Source organism: Clostridium sp. CCUG 7971, from assembly GCF_017590215.1.
Classification (GTDB): Bacteria; Bacillota; Clostridia; order Peptostreptococcales; family Peptostreptococcaceae; genus Faecalimicrobium.
The window spans coordinates 1-14461 of sequence record NZ_JAFFPK010000154.1 but is presented as its reverse complement, the minus strand read 5'-3'; the positions used below and the strand labels follow the sequence as shown (position 1 = coordinate 14461).

The window sequence follows — 14461 nt, the reverse complement described above, 5'->3', positions numbered from 1 at the left end:
TAGTAAATCTATGTATATAAGGAGGGCTTATGAAAATAAATAAAGAGTTGTTAAAAGGAAGTACAACTATACTAATTTTAAGTTTATTAAAAAGAAAACCAATGTATGGTTATGAAATTATTAAAGAAATAGAGCTAAAGTCTAGTGGTGTTTTTAATTTTAAAGAAGGAACATTATATCCAATACTACACACACTAGAAAGTAATGAAATGGTAGAGTCTTTCTGGAGTGAAGGGGAAAGTTCTAGAAAGAGAAAGTACTATAAAATAACGGATAAAGGAAACAAGCAACTTAAAGAAAAAGAAGATGAATGGAAGCTATTTACTAATACTGTAAATACAATATTACTGGAGGACTAAAATAATATGGATTTAGGGAATAACAAAAATATAAAAGATTTTTTAGATAACATAATAATACATATTAAAAATAAAGATGTTCATAAAGAAGTTAAAATGGAATTTGAATCTCATATATTAGAAATTGTATATGAATTTATAGATAATGGATTAAGTGAAGAAAAAGCAATAGAAGAAGCTATAAAAAGAATGGGGGATGCTAAAAAAATAGGAGAAAGATTAAATAAAGTACATAAACCACGACCAGACTATGTAACGATATTATTAACGATAGGGCTTTTATCTATTGGGGTATTAACTATGTATTCACTTATGAAAAATGATTTAGTAAGTAAAGGTATGATTTATAAAAATCTATTAAGTGCTATATTAGGTGGAGTTGTAGGTATATGTATCTATAAATTTGATTATAGAAAGATAAAAAAATATAGTTATCATATGTATTTATTAATGATTGTATTATTATTGATAGATAAAATTTTAAATCCAAATACTTATGGTATAAATACTATATCTAATAGTATATTGCTACCAAGTACCATGATATTTTTAATATCATTATCTGGAATAATTCAATTATTGGATTTAAGTAAAATAAAGAATATAATGATTTTAATTATACTATCTATAATTCCTATGTTTACTTTAATGGCTATACCAAATGCTACGATGGTACTGTTTTATATATTTACAGTTAATATAATATTTTTTATGTCAAAGCCACCAAAGAAATATAAGCTAGGAGTAATTGCGATAGAATTATTAGGGATAATTACTGTATTTTTAAAAATATTAACTACACCACATCTTACAGATAGATTATTAGCATTTATGCCAGGTTTATTTAGAAATATGTTTAACCATTCAGGTACATATATACAAACTGAGTCTATGAAATTATTAGATAATGCTACTTTATTTGGACAAAATATAGGTCAAAGTAATTTATCTATTAGTATGCTTAGAACTGATTTAATATTTACTGCTATTGCATACTCTCTAGGATGGATAATGGCAATTGTTAGTTTAGTTGTAATTGTAGCTTTTTTAGTGAGAAATTTTGTACTAGTGTTTAAAGTTAAAGATAATTTTGGTAAATTAGTTACTGCTTCTATAGTAAGTATGTTATCACTTCAATCTATAGCTACTATTTTATATTCATTAGGATTATCACCTTTAACATTTGGAATGCCATTTATAAGCTCTGGTGGTACTAATATATTTACTAACTGTATAATGATAGGTATTTTATCTAGTGTATATAGAAGAAAATCACTAGTTACTGTATAAACATTACAAAAATTTATAAACAAGCAGTTGTTATGTTATAGCTATAATGTTAGGGACTTTTTATTTATTAAAAAGAGTATGCTAAGTAATATATTTTCTTAGTATGCTCTTTTTAATTTTTATATTAATTTAAATTATTGAATTAAACTCTAGAGAATAAATCTTCTAAAAGATTTATACTATCTCCATAGAAAGTTGTAAATTCTTTGTTTTTACTATCTGCAACATGACTAACTGGTATGGAAAGTGATACATCAGAAATAGCACTTATGCTGCTATTATAGTTAGAAGTTATAGCTATAATATCTCCACCAAGTTCAGCTAACTGTTCAATTTTTCTAATGCAAGCAAAGTTTTCCCCAGACTTTGATATAACTATTAAAGTAGGATTATGCTCTTTTTCATGTACTATCGGTATTTCTAATCCATGTAATAATATAACATTATACTTTTTTACTAATAGTTTTCTATGTATGTATCCTGTTACAAATTCACAAAAACCTTCTCCATATAGATAAATATACTTATCTTTATTTAAATATGTTTTAGATAGTTCATTTAAATCAGCTAAAGGTCGTTTTGAATTCCATGAAAAACTATCTTCGTTTTTGATACTGTTAACTTCAATATCTGATGTCATTCTTTTTACATCAAAAATTAGTTCGTTATATCCACTATATCCAAGCTTTTTAGCCAATCTAATAATAGATGCTGTAGAAGTAAAGTTTGACTTAGCGAGTTGTCTTATACCTTCTTTTTTTATCTTCTCTGGGCTAGCAAACATGTACTCAAGTATCTTTATTTCTGAATCTGATAAATTTTGATTTTTAAAGATTCTACCAACATGAAATGTTTTGTTCATAGGTATCTCCTTTCCATATTTTTCCGAGTTTTATATAGATAAATTATATCATAAATCATTTATATTATGAAACATGTTACGCTATTGTACATCCGTTACAAAAGAGGGTTAAAGTATATTAATAAAAGTAAAAAGGATATATACTTAAAATATATCAAAGGAAGGGGGAGACAGAGATTAAAAGATTAATAATTAATGCAGATGATTTTGGATATTCTCATGCTGTTAACCTAGGAATAGCTGAGAGTCATATAAATGGTGTGCTAACATCAACAACATTAATGGCAAATATGCCAGGAACAAAACATGCAGTTGAATTATCTAAAAAAATGCCTGATTTAGGAATAGGGGTACACTTAACATTGACATGTGGGAAGCCTATATTAGGTAACAGTGTAAGTTCATTAATAAAAGAAGATGGCTATTTTTATAAGTTAAGTGATTTTGAAAAAGGAATTGTAAATATTAATAAAAATGAACTTTATAGTGAGTGGAAAGCTCAAATAGATAGATTATATTCATATGGGATTAAATTAAGCCATATTGACTCCCATCACCATATACATACATTTGAAGAACCATCAAAAGTAGTTGAAATGCTTTCAAAAGAATACAACCTACCTGTTAGGAATTGCAATAAGGCGACAAAGAATAGTGAAATAAATTTTTTAGATTTATGTAATTACGACCCTATTAGAGATATGACTACTAAGTATATGTCAGTTAGAGAGTTATGTTTTAAGGTTATTGAGTCAAATATACTTAAAAATATTGAGTTTGAAAAAAGTGAGGCAATGTGTCATCCAGCATTTCTAGATAGTCCTTTGCTTGAAGGCTCATCTTTTAATATTGCTAGAATAAGAGAAGTAGATATACTATGTGATTCTTATATGAAAGAGCTTATAGATAAGTATGATATAGAGCTTTGCAATTATAATAATATATAAACTTAAAGGGGGATATTATTTTGACTAATTCACTTCGATTACTAAGTAATCAATTATCTAAGCTAGGAAAAGCAATGCTAGTACCAGTTGTTGCTATGCCTGTTGCAGGTCTTTTATCTAGACTTGGCCAACCAGATTTATTAAACTTAGACATATTAAAAATTGCATCTGATGTTGTATTTGGAAATTTAGATTTATTATTTGCTGTTGGGTGTATACTTGCATATACAAAGAGTAAAGACAAATCATCAGCAGTTCTAGCAGGGGTACTTTCAGTTATGGTGTTTAGGCAAGCGCTTACCTATTTAAATGAGAGTATTAGTATGGGAGTATTTGGAGGTATAGTATCAGGTATAAGTACTGCTGTTATATACAATTACAGCAAAAACTGGAAAGTTCCGAGTATGTTTTCTTTCTTTGCAGGTGAAAAGTTAGCTATAACTTTAGGGCCAATATTTTCACTTATTTTAGCAGGAGTATTTAGTTTCGTATGGCCACCAATAGAAGCAGGATTAGATACTTTTGCAATAGGCCTTGGATCAATGGGAATTATAGGAGTATTTTTATTTGGATTCTTAAACCGTGTTTTAATACCAACAGGTCTACATCATGTTTTTAATGCTTACATATTTTATGAATTAGGAAGTTATACAACAGCAAATGGAACAGTAGTAACAGGAGAGATGACAAGATTTTTAGCAGGAGATCCAAGTGCAGGATCATTCTTAATAATGTTTTACGTAATTATGGTATTTGGAATACCAGGTATATCTTTAGCAATGTATAAAACTGCACGTCCAGAAAATAAAGAAGAAGTAAAAGGACTAGCAAATAGTGGAGCATTAACTTCAGTGTTTGCAGGAGTAACAGAGCCAATTGAATTTTCATTCATGTTTATATCTCCACTTTTATACTTTATACATTCAGTATTTACAGGTTTAGCAGGAGCAATATTATACTTATTTGATTCAAGACTTGGTTTTGCATTTGGATTTAATATTATAGACTTAACGCTAAACTGGAATATGGGTAATAATGTAATTTATATAATACCTGTAGGTATAGTATTCTTCTTCTTATACTACTTTACTTTCAAGACACTTATTCTTAAAAAAGATATAAAAACTCCAGGAAGAAGTGAAAACATAACTGAAAATATAGATGAAAATTCATTAAAATTATCCCACTCAAACTATGCATATATGGCAAAGAAATTATTACAAAATGTTGGGGGAGCTGAAAATATAGTTAACGCTGAAAACTGTGTTACAAGAATGCGTTTAGAAATAAAAGATATAAGCTTAATAAATGAAGATAACATAAAGAAAACAGGGGCAAAAGGCGTAGTAAAGGTAAATAAAAATAATATACAAATTATAGTAGGTACAGAAGTAGTTCATGTAATGAAAGAGTTTAATGCAATATTAAGTGAATCAGCAAGTGAAGGAGGAAGATAATATGGGAAATAAAATAGTAATAGTAGGTGGGGGATCTACTCATACACCAGGAATAGTAGAGGTACTTAGAAACCGTGCAAAAGATTTACAGTTAGAAGAAATAGTATTATACGATAACAACGAAGAAAGAAACTACCTTATAGGTGAGTTTACAAGAATTTATTATAGAGATAATAACTCAGATATTAAAGTTTCTTATACAACAGATATAAGAGAAGCTTTTAAAGATGCTAACTTCTTATATGTTCAAATCAGACCAGGCCTTAATAATCAAAGAGAAATTGATGAAAAAATATGCTTAAAGCATAATGTTGTAGGTCAAGAAACTTGTGGTTTAGGAGGATTTTCTTTCGCACTAAGAGTTATACCTGAAATTTTAAAAATAGTAGAAGTTGCACAGGAAGTTTGTCCAGATGCTTGGATATTAAACTACACTAATCCAGAAGCTATAATTTCAGAAGCTATATATAAGAAATTCCCTAAAGCTAAATGTTTATGTATATGTGATATGCCAATAAGTATAGAAGAAACTTTAGCAGAGTATTTAGATATACCATATAAAGATTTAACTTTCAAATACTTTGGTTTAAACCACTTTGGATGGTGGACTAATATTTATGATAAATCTGGAAAAGACTTATTACCAGGAATAAGAGAAAAAGTAGAATCAGGAGAGTTAAAAGGATTAATACAAACTAATGAAGAGATTGTTGGAGATGATTACTGGACTAAGACTTTCCAAAATGTAGTTAAAGCTTTTAAAATGTATCCACAATTTTTCCCTAACTGCTACTTACAATATTATTACTTTGCAGATGAAATGGTTGAATCAGATAATATTGAATTTACAAGAGGGTCATATGTACTAAGCACTAGAGAAATTACAGTATTTGAAGAGTGTAAACGTGTTATAGAATTAGATACAGCTAAAGATTCTAAACTATTAGGTGGAGTTCATGGAAACTATATAGTAGATATAACTAATGCTATAATACATGATACTAAGGAAAGATTTATTGTAAATATAAAAAATAATGGAGCTATAAATAACTTTAATAGTGAAGCTGTAGTAGAAGTACCTTGTTATATTGGAGCAACAGGACCAGAATCTGTTACAGTTGGAAATGTACCAACATTTTATAAAGGTATGATGGAAATGCAAAAGGCATATGAAAAGTTAACAGTAGAAACGGCTTTAACTGGATCTTATGATACTGCAATGGAAGCTATATTACTTAATAAAACAATACCTTCTTATAGAGTGGGTAAGGCTGTATTAGATGAATTAATGGAAGCTAATAAAGCTTACTGGCCAACATTAAAATAATAAATTACACTTACAAACACTCATAATTAAAATATTATGAGTGTTTGTGTTAGATGTATTTTGAAGAAAACATACTAAAGGTAAAAAAGTATAGTAAAAAGGCAAAGTATATTGTATATTAGCAATATATGGGAGTAAGTGAAATTATTTCAAGGGGGGATTATATTATGTTTAAAATCTTGAAAAAGAGTTTAGCAAGTTTAATGGCACTATTAATGGTTATAACTACTGTTTTTACATCAGCAGTTTATGCAGCAGATCAGCCGCCTAATCCTGTCACAAAAGAGGGGTATACACTAGATTTTTCAGATGAATTTAATGGACCAGAGTTAGATAAAACAAAATGGACTGATTACTATTTACCTCACTGGACCAAAAATCCAGAAAATGCAAAAGCGCAATATAAGTTTGAAAACGGTTCTTTGATAGAATACATAACAGAAGATCAAAAGCCATGGAGTCCTGAACATGATGGAACAGTTCGTTCATCTGCTATAATGTCATTTGATAAAAATTGGATTCATAACTTTAGTGGTACAACTGATAACCAAGACAGAGAACCTTGGGTAGGATATGCTACTACTTATGGATATTTTGAAATACGTGCAAAGTTTGCTGACTGTGGAGGCGGAGGTCATCAAGCTTGGTGGATGGTAGGTATGCAAAATGACACTGATGACTGGTTTAATTCAAAAGAAACTGGAGAAATAGATATTATAGAATCATTCTTCAGTAAACCAGACACTTGGAGAATTGCAGCATATGGATGGAATGATCCAAACTTCCAAACAAGCTGGATGCTTTCTGAAGAACCTGTACCATCAGGAGACCCAACGTCTGAATACCATACATATGGTCTTGATTGGTCACCAGGAAGTTTAAAATTCTATTATGATAATGAATTATATAAAGAAATAAATCAAGCACCAGATTATCCAATGGGTACAATTTTAAATATATATACAGATGCAGGTTCAGGGCAACATAATGATGTTTGGCCTAAACAATGGGCTATAGATTACTTCCGTGTTTGGAAAAAAGATGGTGGATATAAATTACCTTCATACCATATAAAAAATAGAGAAACAGGAAAATACTTATATATAGAAGAGAATAGTGATAAAGTTTCATATGGAGATCTTAATGAGTTTGATACAAATGGAGTTTGGAAAAAAGAACAAGCAGGTGATTATGTTCGTCTAAAAAATGAAAAAACAGATGAGTATCTACACATAGAAAATCAAACAGGATTATTAGAACATGGAAAGGTACTTCCGACTTATTATAGTGCTCAGTGGAGAGTAGAAAATGAAGAAAATTATTTGAGGTTTAATAATAGATGGAAACCTAATTCATATATGCACACTGAGGATGAAAATGGTTCAGTTCAATATGGAAATGTTCCTAAGGGGTATTGGAGTAGCCAATGGCAATTAATCCCTACAACTTTAGATGTTAAATAGACTTAATATTTATAAAAGGACCTAGATTTTTCTAGGTTCTTTTATAAAAGAAAGAGGTAATATATTATGAAAATTTTAAAGTTAGTTACACTTTGTTTAATGATCTCAATGTTTGTTGGATGTAGTGTTAGTGAGCAGAAAACTAATGTAGCTAGTAGTAGTTCAAATGAAAGTAGTGAGATAAATTCAAAAGAAGAAGAAAAAAAGCAAGAAGAGAGAAGTAAGCAAACTTTATGGACTGTACTAGATAAAGATGGTAATGATAAAGAAATGCTAACAAGTAATGATAAGAATGTAGAACAAATAATAGATGTTATAGAAAAACATTGCTTGCTTGTAGATAATAGAGATTTTAATAAGTTAAATGTAGAAGATGAATATAATTTATATAGCGAAAACTTCATTAAAGCTTTAGAAAAAGGAAATTATAAAGAATCAGTACAGTCAATGTATAAAAATAATAAACTAGCTTTAAAGTATGAGAATCTAATATGGTATCGTAATTATTTTAATGAAGATATAACTACATGTAAGGTAACAGTTGAATCGGAGTTTACAATTAAAGAAGCAAATAAAGATTATCTTGATAAAAACAAAATGAACTTAGATGAAGTTTATCAAGAAAAAAGAACATACTACCTAGAAAAAGTAGAAAATAAGTGGAAGATTGTTAATATAGAAAAAAGTCCTTTAACAAAAAGAAGTAAAACTGCTTAAAATATATTTATTAACCCTATAAAATAGACAGTAAAAGTCTATTTTATAGGGTTTTTATATGTAAATAATATTAAATTTTATAATTTATATATATTTAAAAATTCTTAAAATGTATGTAAAAGAAAATTAAAACAAAAATCCATGTAAATAAACTTAAAGATATTAATTCTTTATATGATTTTGATGATTTAAAGCTTTTAATAGCATGATATTGGAAATTAATTCCTACATATAAAAAGAAAATAGAATATCCAATAGTATAAGTTTTTATATTAATATTAAAAAAATATAATACGCTATCTAAAGAGGATAAAGCTAAACCTCCTAAAAATACAGTTCAAAACATCTTTTTTGATCTAATTCCATAATAATCACCCCTAAGAAAAATTATATAATAATAAATATTATTTCACAGAGAAATAATTTTAATATTTACTTAATTAGATTAATTATAATATAGTTATTTTTATAAAAATAGATTTAAAAATTAAAATTTCAAAAAGTTTAATTGTTTAAAAATAATATAATCAAACGCATTTTCATTAATATTTATACAAAAATATTTTATTTAACTGAAACCTCATATATACTTATTCCGTCTAATAAATGTAATATAAGCAAAAGGAGATATATATGGGACAATTATTACCGTTAAAAAAGATTAAAAAAAGAGACAGGTCTAGCGAGAAAAATATAATAGAAAAAGCTATAGATGGAGATAAAGATGCAATTGAAATTCTTATAAATGAGCATAAAGAATATTTATATAAAACAGCTTTTTTATATACAAAAAATGAACATGATGCAATGGATATATGCCAAGAAACAGTATATAAAGCAATTATGAACATACATAAACTAAAAAATCCAAGTTATTTTAAAACATGGCTTACAAGAATACTTATTAATAATGTTAATGATAGAAATAGAAGTAAAAGTAGAATGTTTGATAATATTGATAAGTTAGAATACATTGAAGATATATCATATGAAAAATTAGAAGAAAATATAGATTTATATAATGCCATAGATATACTAGATGAAAAATTTAAGACTCCTATAATACTTCAATATTTTCAAGATATGACTGTAAAAGAAATAGCTCAAATTCTTGAATGTAATGAAAATACAATAAAGACTTATTTAAGAAGAGGACGAGAAAAATTGTATAAGATATTAATGGAGGGGAAATAAATGAGTAAATTAGATAAAATAAAAATACCAAAAGATTTTGATTTAGCTATAGATAAGGCAATAGATAAAGCAATAGATGATAAAAAGAAAATTAGATTACGTAAAAGAAAAAGTATGATAGCAGGACTATCTGGGATTTTAATTATAGGAACTATAGTTATGAGTAGCGAAAAAACATGGGCTTATATAAAAAATATGACAAAGCAAATAGAGTATTTTTTAGGTAAAAAAGACTCTAAATTTGATAAGTATAAATTTGAAGGTGGACAAACTATTGAAGATAATGGATTAATATTTAGCCTAGGCGAAGTAATGCTAGATGATAGACAGTTAATATTAAGTATGAGTATAGATTATTCAAAGTTTAAATCAAGATTTAAGGATATAAATAAAGAAACTTTAGCTCCTCTACATCCTACTATTACTATTGATAATTTGGTATATTCAGGATCTTTAGTAGTAGAATCAGAGAAAGTAATAGGAGAAAAGAAAATTAATATATTACTTAAAGCTAGCTTATTATCAATAGATGCTGATGGAGATGGTATAGGTGATACTCCATGTGAAGTATTAGATAATATAGAGCCTAATAAAGATTATGATTTAAACATTAGTTTTGATGAAGTTGACTATCAAAATAAGTTTAAAGATAATCCATACAAAGAACCTATAGTAGGTAAATGGGAATTTAATACTAAAATTAATGCATCAAATATATTAAAAGACACTAAAGTTTATAAAGTAAATAAAAAAGTCAAAATAGATAAAAAAGTATATAAAGGCGAGCTTACTATAGAAGAAGTTAGAGTTTCTCCAGTATCAGTTAAGATTAAATATAACTACGACTTATATAATGAGATTAGTGTTGAAAGAAGACGAGATCCTGGTTTGATTGCTAAAAATCAAGATGGAGAAGAATTAGAGAGTGGTAATGGTACTGGCGGAGAGCTAAAGAATAAAAAATGGTATATAGGTGGAGAATTTGAGCTAGAAGGAAATGAAAAAAGTATTACTATAATACCCCGTGTATATGTTGATGGCAAGCCAAAAGTATTTGAAGAGGGTATTGTAAAAATAGAGATAGATTAATATAAGCGTAAAAGTTAATTAGCCTTATATGTAGAGAGTTTGATATAATTATAAATAAAAATATTTAAGGGGGAAACATGGCAAGATTTGAAACGAATACACAAACAGTAATAGAAATAAATCAAGATAAAATATACATAGATAAAAGTAGAGAAAAAGCAATATTTAAAGCAAAATCAAGAACAAAGTCAATGTGTATAAAAGTATCAGCTATATCAGGGGTAGTGCTTAGAGGAAACCTTCTATTAATATTTGGTTCAGGTCTACCATCACCAGAAAGTTGTGAAGATTTTCCATATTCATATCCAAACTGTATACAAGGTAGTGAAGAAGAATTAGAAAAAATATATAACTATTTAATAAGTATAATGTAAAGATAAAAACAGGTTTTTTACCTGTTTTTTATTTTTTGGATAAAATAGGTTATATAATAATCATATTCGTGTTAATATGAAATAGGTATGAATTTATTGTAAAAATTTATAGAAAAAGATAAATAATATGATATAATAAAAAGGTAAAATACGAAAATTAATTTAATATATTAAGAATTGGTTCGAAAAAATACGTTTTCTCTGTATCGAAAAACACTATTTAACTAAAAATTAAGGGGATTTGTTATGATTAAGAAAAATGGAAGAAAAATAGCAGCAATTGCTATAGCAGCAGTACTAGCAGGACAAAATTTACAAACTATATTTGCACTAGACAATGTTTTAAAAGAAGAACAACCAGTAGTAGTTGAAAAAACTGATGAAAAAGAAACTACTGAAGATACTTCAAAAGAAAATACAGAGTCTACACCAAATATAGAAAAAGAGCCTACTAAAGAAAATACTGAAGAAGCTCCAAAAGAGGAAGTTTCAAAGGAAGAGCCTAAAAAGGAAGCAGTAGAAGCTACTGAAGAAAAAGCAAATACAAATAATAAAATAACTATATTACACACAAATGATATGCACGGAAGATTCCAAAGAACTGATAAAGTTATAGGATTAGATGTAGTAGCAGCTATAAAAAATCAAACTAAAAACTCTATATTAGTAGATGCAGGGGATACTACTCATGGACTACCTTTTGTTACTTTAAGTAAAGGTCAAGATGCAGTAGATTTATTAAATGCTACTGGATATGAATATATGGCACCAGGAAATCATGATTTTAATTATGGGTATGAAAGATTATTAGAATTATTCCAAAATGCAAAAGTAAAAAGCGGTAGTACTAAGCTTAAGCCTTTAGCTGGAAACATAAAGAAAAACGGAGAATCTTTATTTAAACCAAGTGCTATAAAAGTAATGAATGTAAATGGAAAAGAGATAAAAGTAGGATTTTTTGGGATGGCAACGGAAGAAACTAGTTACAAAACACATCCAAACAATGTTAAAGGGCTAGATTTTGAAGACCCAAGAATAACTGCTAAAGCAGAAGTTAAAAACCTAAAAGCTCAAGGAGCAGACGTAATAGTAGCTCTTGGACATATAGGAGTAGATAAATCAAGTGAGCCAACATCTGAAGATATAATAAAAGATGTAGATGGAATAGATGTATTTGTAGATGGTCATAGCCATACTGCGTTTAAAGATGGTAAAAAAGTAAATAACACCATGTTAGTAAGTACAGGGGAGTACTTAAGTAACTTAGGTAAAGTTGAAATAGAATTTGATGAAAATAATAAAGTTGTAGGTGTAGATGCATCACTTATAAATAAATCACAAACATCATCTATAACACCAGACCCTGAAGTAGAGTCTATGATGAAAAAAATTGAAGATGAGCAAAAAGCAGCTTTATCTGTTAAAGTGGGAAAAACAGAAACTCATCTAGAAGGATCAAGAGATAAAGTTAGATTTGGAGAAACAAATTTAGGTAACTTAATAACTGATGCTATGTTAAATGAAACTGGAGCAGATGTATCTTTAACTAACGGTGGAGGTATACGTTCAAGCATAGCTAAAGGAGATATAACAAAAGGAGATATAGTAAATGTATTACCTTTTGGAAACTTTATAGTAACTAAAAAACTTACTGGAGCTCAAATAAAAGAAGTTTTAGAGTTTGGTGTTGAAAATTATGGAGTTTCATTTGGTGGATTCCCACATGTTGGAGGAATGAAATACGTAGTAGACCCTGAGCAACCAATAGGACAAAGAATAGTTTCTTTAAAAGTTAATGGTAAGAATATAGATATGGATAAAACTTATACAGTAGCAACAAATGATTTTACAGCAGCAGGAGGAGATGATTATCCTGTGTTTGCTAAATTACCTATAGTAAATGAATATAGTGCATTAAATGAAGCACTTGAAAATTATATAAAAAAATTAGGTACAGTTAATTACAAGGAATCAGAAGGTAGAATAACTACTGGTAAAAAAACAGATTTTGAAGAAAATGAAGCTGTTAAGCCAGAAGAAAATAAACCAGAAGAAAATAAGCCACAAACTAATAAACCAAATAATGACAAAGGAAATAATAATAACAAGACAGATAACCCAAAAACAGGAGATATTAGTCTAATGTCATATGTATTATTAGGTGGAGCTGCACTTGCAGGATTAAGATTTAGAAATATGAAATAAAAAGATAATAAACAAAGAGTTTTAGTCTTAATTTAGGCTAGAGCTCTTTTTATTTTGTATTATTTTATAGTTTAACATTAAATTTCCAATTCGATAATAAAATGCTGAGACATATTAATTTATTAACAAGAGCATAATATATATAATAAAAAAATATGGAGGATTTGAAATGAAAAAAATAATTATAACGATGCTTTCAATTATTTTTATATCTACAAATATTTCCTTTGCTTATTCTCCAGATCCTACTGTTGATAAATTTGTATCTGACTTAGAATTAATAAAAAATGATTTAACGATACTTACTAAAGCGATGATGGGTCTAGAAAATAAAACTAATGAACAAATCAATGAAATTAAAAAAGATATTGATAGCACTAGTTCTGAAGTTAATTATTCCATTGCTAGAGTGAATAATTTATACAAAGCTTCAAATGATCCAATATTAAGAAAACAGTATTCGGCTATAAGTAATACATTATCATCATATTCTTTTGCACTTGATAGTCTTTTGTTATATTTAAATGATTCAAATGACCTTAATCAATTTTTAGATGCCGTTTATGAAATAAGAACAGGAAACAATTCATTAAATGATATAAAAGAGTCATTTAGCAGAAAGAAGTAAATTTATAATCAAATAGTTTAGATTATATAAAAAGTTATCTCAATGTAATTACATCGAGATAACTTTTGTGCTTTTAGTCTATATAGTTATTATTTATATATAAAAATTAATTATTAAAATAATAAATAAAGTACAAATTGTATAAATCTTACTATCTTTTGTTATCTATAATATTATTTAATAATCCTTTACATCTACCACATCCTGTACCAGCTTTTGTAGCCTCTGAAACTTTCTCAACAGTATCAGCACCATTTTCAACGGCTTTTACAACTTCTTCAACAGATACGTTCATGCATCTACAAGCATTTTTTAAAACTTCTTCTATTTCTTTTTGGTGTTCATAATCTTCAATATTTATATCAGTCATTGACTTAATATCTTCAATAGTTCTAGCTCCATTTGACATTGCGTTTCTTACTTTAATATAATCATCAGTTATTAATTTCATATTTTCCTCCATTTAACGTTAATATTTGTACAAAAATATTTTGCGTTAAAATATCTATAATATACACGTAAAAGGATTATCTATTAATTAATATAAAT

The 14461-nt window shown here is 27.5% G+C and carries 14 protein-coding genes; 12 read left to right on the top strand and 2 right to left on the bottom strand.

From position 1 onward, the window contains the following. Window positions 1-29: 29 nt before the first annotated feature. Window positions 30-359: a PadR family transcriptional regulator gene (locus tag JWF52_RS16960; protein WP_208334680.1), complete on the top strand. Its 330-nt coding sequence runs from the start codon at window positions 30-32 to the stop codon at window positions 357-359. 6 nt (window positions 360-365) lie between these two features. Beyond that, window positions 366-1649, top strand: a complete 1284-nt coding sequence (locus tag JWF52_RS16955) for an FtsW/RodA/SpoVE family cell cycle protein (RefSeq protein ID WP_208334679.1) — start codon at window positions 366-368, stop codon at window positions 1647-1649. A 142-nt stretch (window positions 1650-1791) separates the two neighbouring features. Here the strand turns inward: JWF52_RS16955 and JWF52_RS16950 are convergent, their stop codons facing one another. Beyond that, on the bottom strand, window positions 1792-2511 hold the full coding sequence (locus JWF52_RS16950) for a MurR/RpiR family transcriptional regulator (protein WP_208334678.1): 720 nt from the start codon (window positions 2509-2511) through the stop codon (window positions 1792-1794). 140 nt (window positions 2512-2651) lie between these two features. On the opposite strand from JWF52_RS16950, the gene JWF52_RS16945 reads away from it, so the two are divergent. The 10 genes from JWF52_RS16945 to JWF52_RS16900 all read left to right on the top strand — a co-directional run bounded on the left by JWF52_RS16945 (window position 2652) and on the right by JWF52_RS16900 (window position 13912). After that, the gene (locus JWF52_RS16945) at window positions 2652-3458 is read left to right on the top strand and encodes a carbohydrate deacetylase (RefSeq protein ID WP_353654970.1); all 807 of its coding nucleotides are present in this window, start codon (window positions 2652-2654) and stop codon (window positions 3456-3458) included. 20 nt (window positions 3459-3478) lie between these two features. Further along, window positions 3479-4915, top strand: a complete 1437-nt coding sequence (locus tag JWF52_RS16940; protein WP_208334677.1) for a PTS transporter subunit EIIC — start codon at window positions 3479-3481, stop codon at window positions 4913-4915. Between the two features lies 1 nt (window position 4916). After that, entirely contained in the window at window positions 4917-6242 is a 1326-nt protein-coding gene (locus JWF52_RS16935) for a family 4 glycosyl hydrolase (protein WP_208334676.1), read from the top strand. Window positions 6243-6409: 167 nt separating this feature from the next. After that, window positions 6410-7705, top strand: coding sequence for a glycoside hydrolase family 16 protein (locus tag JWF52_RS16930; RefSeq protein ID WP_208334675.1), 1296 nt, complete (start codon window positions 6410-6412; stop codon window positions 7703-7705). A gap of 66 nt (window positions 7706-7771) precedes the next feature. Beyond that, window positions 7772-8422 carry a hypothetical protein gene (locus JWF52_RS16925; protein WP_208334674.1) on the top strand — a complete coding sequence of 217 codons (651 nt, stop codon included), beginning with the start codon at window positions 7772-7774 and terminating at the stop codon, window positions 8420-8422. A gap of 633 nt (window positions 8423-9055) precedes the next feature. Then, window positions 9056-9616 (top strand): sigma-70 family RNA polymerase sigma factor, encoded by a 561-nt coding sequence (locus tag JWF52_RS16920; protein ID WP_208334673.1) that lies wholly within the window; start codon window positions 9056-9058, stop codon window positions 9614-9616. Further along, window positions 9617-10705: a DUF4179 domain-containing protein gene (locus JWF52_RS16915; protein ID WP_208334672.1), complete on the top strand. Its 1089-nt coding sequence runs from the start codon at window positions 9617-9619 to the stop codon at window positions 10703-10705. A 77-nt stretch (window positions 10706-10782) separates the two neighbouring features. Next, on the top strand, window positions 10783-11079 hold the full coding sequence (locus JWF52_RS16910; RefSeq protein ID WP_208334671.1) for a hypothetical protein: 297 nt from the start codon (window positions 10783-10785) through the stop codon (window positions 11077-11079). A 246-nt stretch (window positions 11080-11325) separates the two neighbouring features. Further along, the gene (locus JWF52_RS16905) at window positions 11326-13284 is read left to right on the top strand and encodes a 5'-nucleotidase C-terminal domain-containing protein (RefSeq protein WP_208334670.1); all 1959 of its coding nucleotides are present in this window, start codon (window positions 11326-11328) and stop codon (window positions 13282-13284) included. Window positions 13285-13453: 169 nt separating this feature from the next. Continuing rightward, window positions 13454-13912 (top strand): coiled-coil domain-containing protein, encoded by a 459-nt coding sequence (locus JWF52_RS16900; RefSeq protein ID WP_208334669.1) that lies wholly within the window; start codon window positions 13454-13456, stop codon window positions 13910-13912. Window positions 13913-14063: 151 nt separating this feature from the next. Here the strand turns inward: JWF52_RS16900 and JWF52_RS16895 are convergent, their stop codons facing one another. Further along, window positions 14064-14363, bottom strand: coding sequence for a (2Fe-2S)-binding protein (locus JWF52_RS16895; RefSeq protein WP_208334668.1), 300 nt, complete (start codon window positions 14361-14363; stop codon window positions 14064-14066). Window positions 14364-14461 lie beyond the last annotated feature (98 nt).